Source organism: Bartonella sp. AP72JLCBS (assembly GCF_042195705.1).
Taxonomy (GTDB): domain Bacteria; phylum Pseudomonadota; class Alphaproteobacteria; order Rhizobiales; family Rhizobiaceae; genus Bartonella.
On sequence record NZ_JBHIOU010000003.1, the window covers coordinates 1 to 17,616 of the forward strand.

A 17,616-nucleotide genomic window follows, 5' to 3' on the forward strand; every position below is an offset into this window, starting at 1 on the left:
TCTTCCCATGATCAACGTGACCAATCGTACCAATATTAACATGCGGTTTTGTTCGTTCAAACTTGCTCTTCGCCATTGCTATTAATCTCTTGTTTTATTCCCTATTTTTATTAGCACCTAGGGACAGTTCTGCAAAACTTAAGTCTGACCAGACTGAAAACAGCCCAATCACCACAACTCTTAGACGGAAAACCCCACCAAATCTATAAATGGAATATCCTCCATCATACCTATTTGCCCAATCATCAACAACCATTTGGAGCGGGTAGCGGGAATCGAACCCGCATATTCAGCTTGGAAGGCTGCTGCTCTACCATTGAGCTATACCCGCATGACCCACGTACTAACTCTCCTTCGATGAATGGTGGAGGGGGTTGGATTCGAACCAACGTAGCATACGCAACGGATTTACAGTCCGCCCCCTTTAACCACTCGGGCACCCCTCCATTACACCGATAAAGTCGCGCAATGAGACATCACGACAACCATCTTGAATACCCATTCAATTCAATCTGATTGCGAAGTGGTTATGACGATTACTATTGTATCTGTCAACAGAATAAATACAATTCTGTACAAATTTCCTGCTCATAATTTTAAATCATAGATTTTTTCTCTCTATTTTTCTTATTAACACGTTATAAAGAAGCTATGAAAGAAAAAACATCACAAAATTCTCATTATGCTCGTTTGCGTCGCCGATATCGCGATACAAAAGGCTCTCCTTCTCGATCTTTTACACACCCAAAGAAGAAAGCTGCTTCTTTACAGCAAGAGATCATCCATCTTTATGGCATTCATTCTGTTCAGGCTGCTTTAGAAAACCCAAAAAGAATTTTAAAATGTCTTTACGTTACACAAAATGCCTTAAAACGATTAAATATATCCGAATCAGATTATCCTTGCTCTGTTACATTATGCACCCCCAAATATCTTGATTCGCTTGTTGGAAGTGAGGCTGTTCATCAAGGTATTGTTTTGGAAACTCTCCCCCTCAAACCATGCAAACTGTCGGAACTAACCAATACTGATCTGGTCATTGTCATGGATCAAATTACCGATCCACATAATGTTGGCGCTATTATGCGCTCTGCAGTTGCATTGAAAGCTAAAGCACTTATTACAACTTGCCGTCACTCTCCCCACGAAAGCGGTGTTCTTGCGAAAGCGGCATCTGGAGCTCTGGAAATGATTCATTATATTACCGTACGAAACCTTGCTGAAGCTCTTCAAGAACTTCATCAAACAGGTTTTACAAGCTTTGGTCTCGATTCAGAAGGTGACCAACCTCTAGAAACAGCATTAACAGGGAATAAAATTGCTCTTGTTTTAGGAGCAGAAGGTAAAGGTTTACGTAAAAAAACACGCGAAACCGTTTGCGCTTTAACACGCCTTGACATGCCTGGAAATATTAAATCATTAAATGTTTCAAATGCAGCAACAATAGCTCTTTATGTGGCACATCAATATCTTAGATTCTAGTTTTTAATTTTTTGTGAAACATCAAAAAAACCAACCAACAAAAAACCCGCAAAAAACCCGCCAATATGAGCTTCCCATGCTATTGAGATGCCATTTTCTTCAAACAAAATAGAAGAAATACCTATGATCAAATCAGTCGTCAGCCATACACTCATATAAACAAGAACCCCCTTAGAACACAGAGCTTTTTTGACAGATAATAAAGGTCCTAAAAGTTTTTCGTTCTGCGCATTGACAGCTAGATTACCACTAGGAAAACCGTAACGTGCAATAGCACCCATCATTCCAGATACGGCACCTGACGCCCCAATAAGTGATATGGTACTTTCTTGATGAAATGTAAAATAAGTCAAAACAGAAATAACTGCCGTTAACACCCAAAAAATTAAAAAACGTAAAACACCAAAATGCCTTGCTAAAGGAGAGCCGAAAACCAAAAGCCAAACCATATTAAGAGCAACATGTTTAAAACTACTATGCATAAATGAATAACTCACCATGGTATAACAAAATGCTACAGGATCCCTCTTAAACAATGCTGGTATAAATGAAAAAAGCTCAAGGCTTTCAACATAAACCTGATGAGAAAAAAAATACTGAGAAATGCAATAAAGACAAAAACAAAATGCTATCAAAACAACTATAATAAATGGAACATTCAATAAGGGTTCTTTAGGTTGTTTTGGCAATCGGGAAACATCATTATGTTGGTGACTAGAAACTTTCATTGTATAAAATCTCGTATTTTTTAGAAAATGGGTTATACTTTATACAAAATAAATATACCATTCCCAGTGATGCAGAATCTTCTCAACGCCTCTTCGAACCCCCTTTTTAAATTTTCAATAGCTCTACATGAAAACACGTGTATTTTATACAAAAGATTTTAAAAAGCATGGATATCAAGAATATGATTTACAAACTTAGTGGTATCCCGCTTACTTAAATGTGAAGTTACCATGCAATATACAAGAACTTACGAATAGACAAACTCACTTATGAGGTGGTGTATAATAAAAATATATAAACATTATTTTCTTACTAGAAATATATTGATTATTGCATTTTTTAACCAAGCTATACTTCGATTGATAAACTTTAAAGAATCTTAAATCTCAATTTTTCCATTAATATGGCCTGCATTGCTTCTATGCTTTGAACGAAAAACGACATCTCTATGAGAAAAAATACCAATACAGCGTTCTCTAGATATAATAATTAGTGTTTCATGATGAATTACTTACTTGATAATCTGTTTCCCTCATACATGCAAAAGCGTCAGTTCATCTCTTTAACAAATATAAACAAGCCTTTCATTTCAATCTTTAACAGATATAATTCAAGAACTGTCTCTTATGAAACACTTAAAAAATATGTTGATTCTAATGATGCATCTTTGAATTTAAACAGTTCATGACGGAATTTTTTATTCCTTTTTTAGACAGTGTTATTGACACATCCGCCACTTGTAACGCGCAAGAGAATAGTTTGGATTATTCAATATAAAAAAAATTAAATGAGGTAATCATAGGAATTTGCTATTAAGTTGTAAAATGATAAAGGACCATTATAAATCAATGTATTATAAATAGATAACACACTAATTTATTGAAGAGGAAGATCTTGAGCATTCTGCTTGCAATCCTTTAACCACACATCATAAATAGGATGCTCAACAGCGTTCAAACCAGGACTATCTGCAAACATCCATCCTGTAAAAATACGCCGTACTTTTTTATCTAATGTTACTTCATTGACTTCAACAAAACCTGTTGTACGCGTGGGTTCATCTTTAGAGCTCGTATAACACGCACGTGGTGTTACCTGTAATGCACCGTACTGATAAATTTTACCAAGAGTAACTTCAAAACGTGTTGTCCGTCCCGTGATTTTGTCAAGACCTGCAAAAACAGCAATTCCATTGCTAATACGCTCAGCCCGCACCCCATTATTTAAGGATAAAAACACTAAAATTCCCATTAAAAAAATATATATAAAATGCCTCACCCCTAACAATAAAAAAAATCTCATCATATCAAAATCAATCGCACCTTAAAAAATAATTCTTTTCATAACATAGAGTCAAATAAGACAAAAATACACACGCACATTAAAACATGTTATTTTTTAGGTGACCACGCATCATAATCTTCATGCACACAAGAACGCTCTCCATTGGAGGTGATAGCTCCCTTTGGTCGATAGCCCTCACTTGTTCCTGTCATATTTGCAACATGAGGCTTTTCCCATTCATAAGGATGATAATCCTCTTGTGTTGGTGGACACTCACAGCGATGATGAATCCAGCCATGCCAACCTGGTGGAATAGTAGAGGCCTCAGAATAGTCTTTATAGATAACCCAACGGTGCGGATAACCATCCTTATGAAGTCCTCCTTCATAATATATATTTCCAAACTGATCTTGCCCTATCCGCTTACCTTTGCGCCATGTGAAAAAACGCGTACCAATGGTATTACCATTCCACCATGTGAAGATTTGCTTAAAAAAACGAGCCATCTGCTATTCCATTCATTTAGTGCGCTCATGAAATTAATCGTTGGAATAAAATTATTAACGATTGAAATTATCGAAAAAGTTACTAGTAAATTCAACTACAATTCCAATTGATAGGTTAACGTGCTATCCTTTAATTTCAAGAAGATATCATATGTATGGCTTCTTCTCCACCCCATAAAATTTAATCTATGCCAAGTTTCATCTTAACCAATTCATTAACAGCTTGGGGATTTGCCTTACCACCTGTTACTTTCATTACCTGTCCAACAAACCAACCAGCTAAAGCAGGTTTGTGCTTTGCTTGCGCAACTTTATCAGAATTATTGGCAACGATCTCATCAACAGCTCTTTCAATAGCCTTTGTATCCGTTACCTGCTTCATATTTCGTTCTTCTACAATTTGGCGTGCATCTCCCCCCTCATTCCAAATAATCTCAAAAAGATCTTTGGCAATTTTTCCAGAAATAACTCCTTCTTTTATAAGATCAATAATGCTTCCCAATTGATTTGGCGATACTGGTGACTCTTCAATCTCACGATTATCTTTATTTAAAGCCCCTAAAAGGTCGTTAATCACCCAATTGGCAACTATTTTTCCATCACGCCCACGCGCTACCTCTTCAAAATAATCAGCAATAGCCTTTTCTGTCACAAGAATGGAAGCATCATACACTGTCAATCCCATTTCCTTAATAAAACGTGCTTTTATAGCGTCAGGCAATTCCGGTAAGTCTGCTGCCAAAGCATCCACAAATGCTTGATCAAATTCTAATGGTAAAAGATCAGGGTCAGGAAAATAACGATAGTCATGCGCTTCTTCCTTTGAGCGCATAGAACGCGTTTCACCTTTAGCGGCATCAAAAAGCCGAGTCTCTTGATCTATGACGCCTCCATCTTCTAAAATTGCGATCTGACGACGCGCTTCATATTCAATTGCTTGACCAATAAAGCGAATAGAATTAACATTTTTAATTTCACAGCGCGTTCCAAAATCTTCACCAGGACGACGAACAGATACATTGACATCTGCACGCATAGAACCTTCATCCATATTGCCATCGCAAGTGCCCAAATAACGAACAATCGTACGCAATTTTGTCATATAGGCTTTGGCTTCATCTGATGAGCGCATATCAGGCTTGGAAACAATTTCCATAAGAGCAACACCAGAACGATTAAGATCTACAAAAGACATCGTTGGATGTTGATCGTGCATCGATTTTCCAGCATCCTGTTCAAGATGCAACCTCTCAATTCCCACTTCAATATCCTCAAATTGGCCATTCGAATCTGGACCAACAGATATAATAATCTTTCCCTCTCCTACAATGGGATAGCGAAATTGAGAAATCTGATACCCCTGCGGTAAATCTGGATAAAAATAGTTTTTGCGATCAAAAACAGATTTTAAATTAATATGCGCCTTTAATCCTAACCCCGTTCGAACCGCTTGACGAACACATTCTTGATTAAGAACAGGCAACATACCTGGCATGGCTGCATCAATAAGTGATACATGATTGTTCGGCTCTGCACCAAATTTGGTTGATGCTCCTGAAAAAAGTTTCGAATTTGATATGATTTGCGCATGAACTTCCATGCCAATGATGACTTCCCAATCACCTGTAACTCCAGAAATAAAACGCTTAGAATCAGGAGTACGCGTATCAATGATGCTCATTGCCAATCCACTACCAATATTTTAAAATTTACTCATGGCTTATCTAAAACCATTCTCTCAGTGTAACCCCAGGACATAAATCTTACAACACAAGCCCGTTTCTATCGGGCTTGTTCTGTTTGCATAAATATTAAGCTTTTTTAGGAGCCTTTTTCTTAGCTGGTTTTTTCTCTGTAGACGTTTCTTTCACTGCAGACTTTTTCTTTGCCTGCTTTTCTTCAGGGATATCTGATTCGTCATATTCTTTCATCAACTCTTCAACCGTCACTTCTTTATCTGTGACTTTTATCTGTGCTAATAAATGATCAATGACCTTTTCTTCAAAAATCGGAGCACGTAGATTTTCAACAGCTTCCGGAGTCTTACGGAAAAAATCCATAATCTCTTTCTCTTGTCCAGGATACTGGCGAACCTGATCAAAAACTGCTGCTTTTAGCTCATCCTCACTAACTTTAACACCAACCTTCATTCCAATTTCAGAAAGCACCAAACCAAGACGAACACGACGCTGCGCAAGGACACGATATTCCTCCCGTGCTTTTTCTTCTGTAATACCTTCATCTTCAAAACTGCGCCCAGCCTTTTTCAAATCATCATTAACCTGAGCCCATATATTGTTAAACTCAACCTCTAAAAGTTCTTCAGGAATCTCAAAATTATAATCAGCATCTAAAGCATCAAGAATTTGACGCTTAACTTTTTGACGTGTCACTGAACCATATTGGCTTTCAATCTGCCCACGAACGACCTCACGTAAGCGATCTAGAGACTCTAAACCAACTTTTTGCGCTGCTTCATCATCAATTTTTAATTCATCTGGTTTAAAGACAGCTTTGACAGTAATGGCAAATTCCGCTTCCCGTCCCGCCAAATGTGCCGCACTGTAATTATCAGGAAATTTAACAAAAATCGTTTTTACATCCCCAGCTTTCACACCAACCAATTGCTCTTCAAAACCAGGAATAAATTGTTTTGACCCAAGAATCAGTTGTGCATCACTATCTGTCCCACCTTCAAATGGAACGCCTTCAAGCTTACCTTGATAATCTATGGTAATGCGATCACCTTCTTCAGAATTCCCCTCTTTTAGGGAATAATTACGCGTAGAAGAAAGGACGCGATTGACTTGATCATCAATATCCTGTTCAGGAATAGTTGCAATTTCACGAATAACCTTAATATGTTCAAAATCTTTAATGTCAATTTTTGGTAAAACTTCATACTTTAAACTAAAAGTAAAATCAGCTTTGCCATCTAGAATTTTTTCATCTTCATCTATATCAATTTTTGGCTGCATCGCTGCACGTTCATTGCGGTCTGCTAAAATAGAACGGGGTGCATCACTGAGTATCTCATTGAGAATCTCCGCCATAAAGGATTTACCATACATTTTTCGCAAATGCCCACTAGGCACTTTACCGGGACGAAAACCATTAAGCTTGATTTTTCCCTTGGTATCATCCAATCGTTCATTCAACTTTTCTTCTAAATCTTTCGCTGGAACCACGATCTTAATTTCGCGCTTCAGTCCTTCATTAAGCGTCTCGGTAACCTGCATTAAACACCTTCATTTTTCTAAGGAGAGGGATCAACCCACTCTAATAATCATTACATTCTAACACTTCGAGTGTTACATTTACCATGAAGCGGAATTTCAGACACGTAGAAATCCGTAGCACTTAAGGGATTGCTTTGGTGCGGATGGAGGGACTCGAACCCCCACGGTCTCCCGCCAGAACCTAAATCTGGTGCGTCTACCAATTTCGCCACATCCGCTCAAACTTACAAGCTAATAACCTTATACAAGCGGCGTTTCTATACCATTAATTACAGAAAAAAAGCAAACAAATATATTAAAAAAAACAAAATCTATGCTTTTCATACATAACTGCTTACGCTAAAAGTCAATTATGTTAAAGACATTTGATATCCCAATTCATATCATCGGTGGCGGTCTTGCGGGGTGTGAAGCAAGCTGGCAAATCGCTCAGTCAGGAATTTCTGTTGTTTTGCATGAAATGCGACCCGAAAAAAAATCAGATGCCCATAAAACCGATAAATTGGCAGAACTGGTTTGTTCAAATTCGTTTCGTTGCGATGATTCATTAACAAATGCCGTAGGGCTTTTACATGCTGAAATGCGATTAGCAAAATCGTTAATTATGAAAGCTGCTGATGCCAACAAAGTTCCCGCAGGTAGTGCTCTTGCTGTTGACCGTGATGGATTTTCAAAAACCGTTACGACAGCACTTGAAAACCACCCTCTTATAACAATCAAACGTGAAGAAGTTCAAGAAATTCCTAAAGCTTGGAAACATGTTGTCATTGCAACAGGCCCCCTTACATCGCCTGCACTTGCTCAAAAATTACAAGCAATAACCGGTATAAAAGCTCTTTCTTTTTTTGATGCAATTGCACCTATTATCCATACCGACAGTATTGATATCAACATTTGTTGGTATCAGTCTCGCTATGATAAAATTGGTCCTGAGGGAACAGGAAAAGATTATCTTAATTGTCCCCTCAACAAAGAACAATATGAAACATTCGTTGAAGCGTTAAAAAATGCTGAAAAAACAGAGTTTCGTGACTTTGAAAAAACGCCCTATTTTGATGGATGCCTCCCCATTGAAATTATGGCTGAGCGCGGACTTGAAACGTTAAGACATGGTCCTATGAAACCTATGGGCTTAACTAATGCCCATAACCCTACAGTTAAACCCTATGCTGTCGTTCAATTACGCCAAGATAATAAACTTGGAACGCTTTATAATATGGTCGGCTTTCAGACAAAATTGAAATATGGTGAACAAATTCGCATTTTTAGAATGATTCCCGGTCTTGAAAAAGCAGAGTTTGCGCGTCTTGGTGGTCTTCACCGCAATACCTACCTCAACTCGCCAATTATTCTTGATCAAACCCTTCGTTTAAAACAAAAAAAACAACTACGCTTTGCAGGGCAAATTACCGGATGTGAAGGTTATGTAGAATCAGCGGCAATAGGGCTTCTTGCTGGACGTTTTGCTGCTGCCGAATATCATCATATTTCCCCTTGCCTACCCCCACAAACTACAGCATTCGGAGCCCTTTTGAATCATATTACGGGGGGACACATCATAGATGAAAAAGCAGAAACACAGTCTTTTCAGCCAATGAATATCAATTTCGGACTTTTTCCCCCTATTGCTTCTATTAAACATTCAGGGAAACGTTTACCAAGTAAAGAAAAAAAATTAGTAAAAAAACAAGCCATAACAGCGAGAGCTCTCAATGATTGTACTCAGTGGTTAGCAAATAAAGAATCAAAGAGCTCCTGTTTATAAAAAACACACGATTCGCCTCTCTCCTACTGAATAGATCTTTATAACTCTCGTGAAAAAATCATTCTAAAGCCTTTTAAAGACTGTCTCCCCCAATCAATAAATACTACCCTACGTTTCATCATTTATTCAATTATGTAGATGCTGTAAAATAACTTTTGGCTATAAAAAAACTTTACCGCTATCAATAATTTAATATGATTTAATGACTAAAAACAAAATAATTATATAAACATATTATGAATAATCAAAATAAATAAATGGAAATACACAAGTAATACTGTACTATCTTTATTAATAGTTTTTATATTACGTAATGTATATTATTTTATAAGAGTAATTTTTCTGTTTTTTAACTTCCTCCCTCAAAGTTTGTGATGTTCTCTCATTTTAACTCTTGTATGATGAAGGAAAAATACTCGCTTGCATATCACAAGTGAAATAACGATATGGAAAAAATATTTGTAGGATAGAGCTGGAGCTATCTCTCCCCTCTCAAATGCCAAGAAAAATCCCAATATTAAAAACCAAATCTGAATATCAAAAGATTTTTTTATTTCAGGATCTTATAATAAATCAATAAAATTATCCTCTTGGTGCGTCACAAGAAAGGTTGGCGTATAAGAGTAAAAGAATAAAACTATCCCTTATGCACTCGACTCAGATATCTGGGGCTAGTCGCAACATTATAGGAACTGAGAAAATAGATAGCACGGTGGCACCAACATGCACTTTTATTAAGCGTAAATGGTGATATATAATAACTTTTATGGACTTTACAGAGTTTTCCGCTTCATATTATTTACGGATCTTGTTTTGAAATAAATACCGTAACACTTCAGCGTAATAAAAGTTAATATTACATTTTATAAGCCATACCCGCGCTCAATTAATACAGTACAATATTTCATTGAAAAGACTAAAAACAATATATTTCAGCAATACATGAAAATAAAAAATATCGCAAGGATCTCAAAGTTTTATGTGAAAAACAAGCATAACACATGTGTTAAAAAAACCCGCTTATAAATAAATCGGGTTTTTTTAATGTAGCTTAAATTATTTTTTATTAACTGCTTCTTTAAGGCTTTTTCCTGCAGAAAATTTGGGTACAGAACGTGCTGGAATATCGATTTCAGCACCAGTTGAAGGATTACGCCCCTTTGTTGCAGCACGATGAGAAACTTCAAAAGTGCCAAAACCTGGAAGACGAACATCTCCCCCTGAAGCCAAAGCTTCTGTCACAGAAGCCATAAAAGCATCAACAACAGCACCAGCTTGCGCTTTCGAAACACCTGCCTTTTCAGCAACGGAGCTAACGAATTCACTTTTATTCATAAAATATTTCCTTTCCCTATATTACCTGAACATGACTTAATCATGTTATTGGTCAGTTTATTGAAAAGTACAGCAAACAGAAGTCTTATTTTTATCCAAAACATTGTTTTTTTAGCAATAATCACAGTTATTCACGGAATTTTTTACTTTTTCCAACAAAAAACAGAATAATAACCTCAACAACACCTTCTACCACCTAAAAAATGCCGTTATAAATGAGATAAGTGAATCAGTGCGCAATCTGTATCCCTTCACTATCACTGCTCTCTGACCGGATTGGCACAGCCCCTGTAGAGGGTTCTTTCCATTCAATAGTGTCTGGAAAACGAACCAAAGCGTGTTTCAAAACTTCACTCACATGATTTACCGGAATAATTTCCATATTATTTTTGACATCATCAGGAATATCAACCAAATCTTTTGCATTTTCTTCAGGAATAAGTACTTTTTTTATCCCTCCTCGAAGAGCTGCTAAGAGTTTTTCTTTTAATCCACCAATGGGTAAAACGCGTCCACGTAAAGTAATTTCACCAGTCATTGCAATATCTTTATGCACAGCTACTCCTGTAAGGACTGAAACAATTGCCGTCACCATTGCAATCCCAGCCGACGGGCCATCTTTTGGTGTCGCACCCTCTGGAACATGAACATGGATATCGCGTTTTTCAAAAAGTGGAGGTTCAATACCAAAATCAACAGCACGAGAACGTACATAAGATGCTGCCGCTGAAATGGACTCTTTCATAATATCACGTAAATTTCCAGTTACAGTCATCTTCCCTTTGCCGGGCATCATAACTCCTTCAATAGTCAATAACTCTCCACCGACTTCTGTCCACGCAAGACCTGTTACAACACCAACTTGATTTTCTCCTTCAATCTGATTGTAATGATAACGTTTAACACCCAAGAAATCATGAATATTACTTTCTGTAACTTTTACAGATTTTTGATGTGTTTTGAGAATTTTTGTAACGGATTTGCGGGAAATTTTCATGAGTTCACGTTCAAGGTTACGAACGCCTGCCTCACGTGTATAAAACTGAATAATTGACCTTAGTGCTCCATCAGAAATACTGAGTTCTTTTTTAGATAAACAGTGATCTTTTAGTGCCTTTGGTAAAAGATGCTGTTTAACAATTTCCATTTTCTCACATTCAGTATAACCAGCGATACGAATAATTTCCATACGATCCATTAACGGACCTGGAATATTAAGCGTATTGGCAGTTGTGATAAACATGACATCAGAAAGATCATATTCAACTTCCAAATAGTGATCAATGAATGTACCATTTTGTTCAGGATCAAGAACTTCTAATAAAGCGGATGAAGGATCACCACGAAAATCTTGGCCCATTTTATCAATTTCATCAAGCAAGAAAAGCGGATTAGATTTTTTTGCTTTTTTCATAGACTGGATAATTTTCCCAGGCATCGAGCCAATATATGTTCGGCGATGTCCACGAATTTCTGCTTCATCTCGGACACCTCCCAATGAGATACGAACATACTCACGTCCCGTTGCCTTTGCAATAGAGCGCGCTAATGATGTTTTCCCTACACCTGGAGGACCTAACAAACAAATAATGGGACCTTTTATCTTTGACGCGCGACTTTGTACGGCCAAATATTCAATAATTCGCTCCTTAACTTTTTCAAGACCAAAATGTTCATTATTCATGACCTTTTCAGCAAAATCTAAATTGTTTTTAATCTTAGATTTTTTACCCCAAGGCATTGCTAATAACCAATCAAGATAGTTACGTACAACTGTCGCTTCTGCAGACATAGGAGACATATTCCGTAATTTTCTCAATTCTGCTCCAGCTTTTTCCTGTGCTTCCTTGGATAGTTTTGTATTCTTGATACGTTCTTCTAATTCAGAGAGTTCATCTCGGCTATCATCACCTGCTCCTAACTCTTTTTGAATAGCCTTCATCTGCTCATTGAGATAATATTCTCGTTGGTTTTTTTCCATTTGCCGTTTAACATGCGAACGAATACGTTTTTCAACCTGCAAAACAGAAATTTCTCCTTCCATGAAGGACAAAACACGTTCAAGACGGGCCCGCACAGGTAAGAGCTCTAATATTTCCTGTTTTTCTGCCAGTTTAATCATCAAATGAGAAGCAATCGTATCGGCAAGCTTAGAAGGATTATCAAGCTGGCCAATCGCATTCACAACTTCAGGAGAGATTTTTTTATTAAGCTTTACATAGTTTTCAAAATAAGTAATCACTGACCTTGAAAGAGCTTCAATCTCAACATCACTCTCTCTAGGTTCTTCTGTAACAGTTGCAAAAGCCTGATGATAACCTTCACTTAAAGCAAATTGACTAATTTTTGCACGTGCAGTTCCTTCAACCAAAACCTTTACAGTACCATCAGGAAGCTTTAAAAGTTGAAGAATATTAGCAAATGTACCAATATGATAAATATCCTCTGATTTTGGATCGTCATCAGAAGCATTTTTTTGTGTCACCAATAGTATTTGCTTATCAACCGCCATCGTTTCTTCAAGAGCACGAATTGATTTTTCGCGGCCCACAAAAAGTGGAACAATCATATGGGGGAAGACAACAATATCACGAAGAGGTAAAACAGCATAAACCCCATCTCTTACTTCATCTGTCTTTTCATCAATATATTGCATAACTCTCCTTTCTGGAGCCTATGAGCTATCTACAACAATTAGCCCACCTTTAGAAAATCTCAGCTCTTCACTGTACATGAAGTGGTAATTACTCATACATAAATCAAGCATTATAATGATATTATTAGAAACACCTATCAAATACCGTTCACTACCACCTTTTATATTGTGCATCGCACAATGTCATGCTGATACATTTTCTTTATCTTCTGCACGTTCTGAGTAAATATAAAGAGGACGCGCTTTACCATCAACGACATCACTCGAAATAACCACTTTTTGAACGCCTTCAAGAGCCGGTAGCTCAAACATCGTCTCAAGAAGGATCTTCTCCATAATAGAACGTAAACCACGAGCACCAGTTTTACGTTCAATTGCTTTCTTTGCAATAACACGTAAAGCATCTTCATGAAATGCTAACTCAACATTCTCCATTTCAAAAAGACGCTGATATTGCTTTACTAACGCATTTTTAGGTTGGGATAAAATTTGCATGAGGGCGTTAACATCTAAATCCTCTAAGGTAGCGACTATAGGAAGCCGCCCAATAAATTCTGGTATTAAACCAAATTTAATAAGATCTTCAGGCTCTAAATCACGAAAAATTTCACCGACACAACGCTCATCCGGAGCCTTAACAGTCGCAGAAAAACCAATAGAAGTTTTTTCACCACGCCCTGAAATAATCCGTTCTAAACCTGCAAAAGCTCCCCCACAAATGAATAAGATGTTTGTGGTGTCAACCTGAAGAAACTCTTGTTGCGGATGCTTACGTCCACCTTGAGGAGGAACAGAAGCAATCGTTCCTTCCATAATTTTTAATAATGCTTGCTGAACTCCTTCCCCCGAAACATCTCTTGTAATAGAAGGATTGTCTGCTTTACGAGAAATCTTATCAACCTCATCAATATAAACAATACCACGCTGCGCACGTTCAACATTATAATCTGCTGCTTGAAGAAGCTTCAAAATAATATTTTCAACATCTTCTCCCACATAACCCGCTTCAGTCAAAGTGGTCGCATCCGCCATCGTAAAAGGCACATCAATAATACGTGCTAATGTTTGTGCAAGATAAGTTTTACCACAACCCGTTGGACCAACAAGAAGAATATTTGATTTAGCCAACTCAATATCATTGCTTTTAGACTGATGCGCCAACCGTTTATAATGATTATGAACAGCAACAGAAAGAACACGCTTTGCATGTTGCTGACCAATAACATAGTCATCAAGAACTGTTATAATTTCCTGTGGCGTAGGAACACCATCACGCACCTTAACCCCAGAAGACTTATTTTCTTCCCGAATAATATCCATGCAAAGCTCTACACATTCATCACAGATAAATACAGTAGGCCCCGCAATGAGCTTACGCACCTCATGCTGACTCTTGCCGCAGAACGAGCAATAGAGAGTATTTTTTGATTCGTTCCCGCTATTGCTAATTTTGCTCATTTTTCTTTCCTTTCACCACAATATATGAACACTTTGCCTTTTCAAAGGAAGCCTTTCATCATGAAAACTAAAAGACATATAGAAAACCATGCATGTCTCAATACTTTTAGGTGTTTCTCTTATTTTGCGATATTTTTTATAAAACTCTTTGATTTAAAGTAGCTGTTTTTTCTATAAAAATTCTTAATCTTTTTCTTCTTTTTCAGTTTCTGCACGGTATTGTATAACATCATCAACTAAGCCAAACGCTTTGGCTTCTTCTGCTGTCATAAAATGATCGCGATCGAGAGTTCTCTCTATAACCTCATAATCTTGACTCGTATGTTGAACATAAATTTCATTTAAACGCCGTTTCATCTTTATAATATCTTGCGCATGTCGCTCAATATCTGAAGCTTGACCTTGAAAACCACCAGATGGTTGATGCACCATAATACGTGCGTTTGGCAATGTAAAACGATGACCTTTTGCTCCAGCCGTTAATAATAAAGACCCCATAGATGCCGCTTGCCCCATGCAAAGCGTAGAAACAGGAGGGCGAATAAACTGCATAGTATCATAAATAGCCATACCAGATGTTACGACACCACCTGGAGAATTAATATAAAGACTAATTTCTTTTTTAGGATTTTCCGCTTCCAAAAAAAGCAATTGTGCACAAACAAGCATTGCCATACCATCTTCAACAGGTCCATTAATAAAAATAATCCGTTCCTTTAAAAGACGGGAAAAAATATCATAGGCCCGTTCACCACGATTTGTTTGTTCAATAACCATAGGAACAAGGCTTAATGCTGTTTTCATTGGATCACTCATATTTTTACTTTCCGTTCATATAACAACCGCTCTTTACACATTCAATGTTTTTGTCCATATGTTAACATTACTCTCTTGTGCAAGCTACAATCAAGAGATTGTATAAGATAGATTAAAATCTCAATAGTTAAAATAGCAATAATAACTCTACCTAAACAAATGATGAACATCCGGAATGCGAGATACCGCCCAATGGTAAAAACTTCCTTCCTGAGGTCTTTTCGTAGTCTTTGTCTTTCTGTGAATATGAAAACCTATCAAGCGTGAATCTGTAAGCGGCTTTACGCCAAAAGCTGGTTCAAAAATACGTTCAGTTTTTCGCCCAGTCCAATAATAAAAAGTTTCCTTTTCCTTTGCTTCATGAAAAAAACCATATCGTTTTGCTAATCGTGAAATACCATCATTGCCAAATATTGTAACGCCAAGATTTCCCAGTAAAATCGGCATTTTTTTCCTCTTTAACCAGAACGGTCTCCAAACACGACGCTTAAACCCAAGCCAATGAGGAATAATTTCTGCACCTGCCCAATAATCCTCAAATATTTTTATAATAGGGTTATTGGGCGGAAAATAAAGTGCAGAAACGCCTACTCTTGTATTATTTTCTCTTGCCAACCAAACCTTATCCGCATCTGGATGAAATTGTTTAACAAGGTAAACATCTGTATCTAACCAAACACCTTGTTGATATTTCATCAGCATAACACGAAAAAAATCCGAGAACTGAACAATTGTACACCCTAATTTATCATCAGAAAAATCGGGATCAAGGCGATAAATTGCTGAGCGTGGTAAAATTGATTCGGCTTCATGCAGCTCAACACCAGCAGGGAGATTATCTATTTTTTATCATAACTAAAAAGCTTAACGCGCTGTCCAGTTTTAACCATTGAAGACAAACAAAGCCTATCCACCAATCTTAATTGTCCACTATACCAAAAAGTACAAATATCCATAGATAATACATCAAAAATATTCTAAACTTACGCGAAAGAGTTGTTCAACATCACGAACCCTATCAGCAAGAGCAAAAATCACTATTCTATCACCAGACAAAATACGCGTATCTGCCGAAAGCTGTATTATTGTCTTATTGCGATAAATTGCACCAATTCTCAAACCATCTGATAAATTGAGCTCTGATAATGACTTACCAACCAATGAAGATGTTTGCATCACTTCAGCTTCAATAATTTCTGCTCGGCCATTAAAAACTGAATGAACAGAACGAATACGCCCACGGCGCATTTGTTGCAAAATTCTCGATATTGTAACACTATGGGGATTAAGATATGCATCCACACCAACAGCACGACTAAATTCTTGATAGGCAACATTATTAATCAATACCATATTGGCTTTGCAGCCCAATCTTTTAGCAATAATAGCGCTTAAGAGATTAACCTGATCTTGATTGGTCAATGTAATCATTAAATCGGACTGATCAATTCCCGCATCTTGAAGAATCACTGGATCTAACACGTTACCGTATAAAACTGTTGTTTTTTCAAGCTGATCAGCAATTGTGAGGGCTCTTTCTCTATGCGCTTCTATAATCTTCAATTTTAATTTATGAAAACGCTTTTCAATAGCCTGTGCAACATAAAGGCCAATGTGACCACCCCCTGCAATAATCATGCGGTGGGCATCTTGTTCTTTATGACCAAAAAGCCCAACAGCACGACGCATCTGTTCACGAGAAACAACAAGATAGGTTATATCACCAACGCGTAATTGCGTTTCTGAATGTGCAACCAATAATTCCGCGCCACGTTTAATAGCAGTAACCGTCGTATGAAGATCTGGAAAAAGCTCTGTTAATTGACGCAAAGGTGTATTAATAACGGGACAATCTTCCATGCATTCCAAAGCTAGTGCCACAATATCATCATTACAAAAATAAAGAACATCTATTGCACCAGGTAAAGCAATACGGCGCAAAACCATTTCCCCAACTTCAACTTCTGGCGAAATAACCACATCAATGGGAATATTCTCTCTGGAAAAAAGCGTCTTATAACGTGGTTCTAAATAAGATTGTGAGCGAATACGAGCAATTTTTGTGGGCACATTAAATAATGAATGTGCTACTTGGCAAGCTACCATATTAACTTCATCAAACAAAGTGACAGCAATCAACATATCAGCTTTGTCTGCATCTGCAGCCAAAAGAACTTCAGGCCGTGAACCGTGACCAACAAAACCTCTCACATCCAATGTATCGCGAATCTTTTCAATTAATCTCGTTTCAATATCAATAACAGTAACATCGTGATTTTCAGCAGCAAGACGCTCTGCTATCCCATAACCAACCTGTCCTGCTCCACAAATAATAATACGCATCGC

Annotated in this window: 12 protein-coding genes, 3 tRNA genes and 2 pseudogenes; 2 read left to right on the top strand and 15 right to left on the bottom strand. The window is 37.3% G+C overall.

The genetic code is table 11. The annotated features are described in order from the left end of the window. From ACFILO_RS02290 to ACFILO_RS02300, 3 genes and pseudogenes are all read right to left on the bottom strand, one after another. A pseudogene (locus ACFILO_RS02290) lies at positions 1-76 on the bottom strand (elongation factor Tu); the annotation flags it as partial. A gap of 181 nt (positions 77-257) precedes the next feature. Continuing rightward, positions 258-331 (bottom strand) — tRNA-Gly (locus tag ACFILO_RS02295). 31 nt (positions 332-362) lie between these two features. Next, positions 363-446: transfer RNA gene (locus tag ACFILO_RS02300), tRNA-Tyr, on the bottom strand. A gap of 205 nt (positions 447-651) precedes the next feature. Here ACFILO_RS02300 and ACFILO_RS02305 point away from each other — a divergent pair. Further along, entirely contained in the window at positions 652-1,482 is an 831-nt protein-coding gene (locus ACFILO_RS02305) for a TrmH family RNA methyltransferase (RefSeq protein WP_375612889.1), read from the top strand. Here ACFILO_RS02305 and ACFILO_RS02310 read toward each other — a convergent pair. From ACFILO_RS02310 to ACFILO_RS02335, 6 genes are all read right to left on the bottom strand, one after another. Continuing rightward, positions 1,479-2,210 carry a rhomboid family intramembrane serine protease gene (locus ACFILO_RS02310; RefSeq protein ID WP_375612890.1) on the bottom strand — a complete coding sequence of 244 codons (732 nt, stop codon included), beginning with the start codon at positions 2,208-2,210 and terminating at the stop codon, positions 1,479-1,481. The two genes, ACFILO_RS02305 and ACFILO_RS02310, sit on opposite strands and share 4 nt — an antisense overlap. Before the next feature lie 877 nt (positions 2,211-3,087). Next, positions 3,088-3,513 (bottom strand): DUF2155 domain-containing protein, encoded by a 426-nt coding sequence (locus tag ACFILO_RS02315; RefSeq protein ID WP_375613043.1) that lies wholly within the window; start codon positions 3,511-3,513, stop codon positions 3,088-3,090. An 89-nt stretch (positions 3,514-3,602) separates the two neighbouring features. Continuing rightward, complete coding sequence (locus ACFILO_RS02320) at positions 3,603-4,001, bottom strand: NADH:ubiquinone oxidoreductase subunit NDUFA12 (protein ID WP_375677772.1); 399 nt, start codon at positions 3,999-4,001, stop codon at positions 3,603-3,605. A gap of 181 nt (positions 4,002-4,182) precedes the next feature. Then, positions 4,183-5,682 carry an Asp-tRNA(Asn)/Glu-tRNA(Gln) amidotransferase subunit GatB gene (gatB, locus tag ACFILO_RS02325; protein ID WP_375628991.1) on the bottom strand — a complete coding sequence of 500 codons (1,500 nt, stop codon included), beginning with the start codon at positions 5,680-5,682 and terminating at the stop codon, positions 4,183-4,185. A 130-nt stretch (positions 5,683-5,812) separates the two neighbouring features. Then, positions 5,813-7,240, bottom strand: coding sequence for a trigger factor (tig, locus tag ACFILO_RS02330; protein WP_375677773.1), 1,428 nt, complete (start codon positions 7,238-7,240; stop codon positions 5,813-5,815). A 135-nt stretch (positions 7,241-7,375) separates the two neighbouring features. Further along, positions 7,376-7,458 (bottom strand) — tRNA-Leu (locus tag ACFILO_RS02335). 134 nt (positions 7,459-7,592) lie between these two features. Here ACFILO_RS02335 and trmFO point away from each other — a divergent pair. Then, complete coding sequence (gene trmFO, locus ACFILO_RS02340; protein WP_375612893.1) at positions 7,593-9,005, top strand: methylenetetrahydrofolate--tRNA-(uracil(54)-C(5))-methyltransferase (FADH(2)-oxidizing) TrmFO; 1,413 nt, start codon at positions 7,593-7,595, stop codon at positions 9,003-9,005. Positions 9,006-10,061: 1,056 nt separating this feature from the next. On the opposite strand, the gene ACFILO_RS02345 is transcribed toward trmFO, so the two are convergent. The 6 genes and pseudogenes from ACFILO_RS02345 to trkA all read right to left on the bottom strand — a co-directional run bounded on the left by ACFILO_RS02345 (position 10,062) and on the right by trkA (position 17,613). Further along, positions 10,062-10,340 (bottom strand): HU family DNA-binding protein, encoded by a 279-nt coding sequence (locus tag ACFILO_RS02345; RefSeq protein ID WP_375611283.1) that lies wholly within the window; start codon positions 10,338-10,340, stop codon positions 10,062-10,064. Between the two features lie 229 nt (positions 10,341-10,569). After that, the gene (gene lon / locus ACFILO_RS02350; RefSeq protein WP_375612894.1) at positions 10,570-12,996 is read right to left on the bottom strand and encodes an endopeptidase La; all 2,427 of its coding nucleotides are present in this window, start codon (positions 12,994-12,996) and stop codon (positions 10,570-10,572) included. Between the two features lie 183 nt (positions 12,997-13,179). Next, entirely contained in the window at positions 13,180-14,454 is a 1,275-nt protein-coding gene (gene clpX / locus ACFILO_RS02355; protein WP_273723371.1) for an ATP-dependent Clp protease ATP-binding subunit ClpX, read from the bottom strand. 183 nt (positions 14,455-14,637) lie between these two features. Then, positions 14,638-15,270, bottom strand: coding sequence for an ATP-dependent Clp endopeptidase proteolytic subunit ClpP (gene clpP, locus ACFILO_RS02360; RefSeq protein ID WP_375611281.1), 633 nt, complete (start codon positions 15,268-15,270; stop codon positions 14,638-14,640). Between the two features lie 147 nt (positions 15,271-15,417). After that, a pseudogene (locus tag ACFILO_RS02365) lies at positions 15,418-16,226 on the bottom strand (hypothetical protein). Between the two features lie 10 nt (positions 16,227-16,236). Continuing rightward, on the bottom strand, positions 16,237-17,613 hold the full coding sequence (gene trkA, locus ACFILO_RS02370; RefSeq protein ID WP_375611279.1) for a Trk system potassium transporter TrkA: 1,377 nt from the start codon (positions 17,611-17,613) through the stop codon (positions 16,237-16,239). Positions 17,614-17,616: the final 3 nt, after the last annotated feature.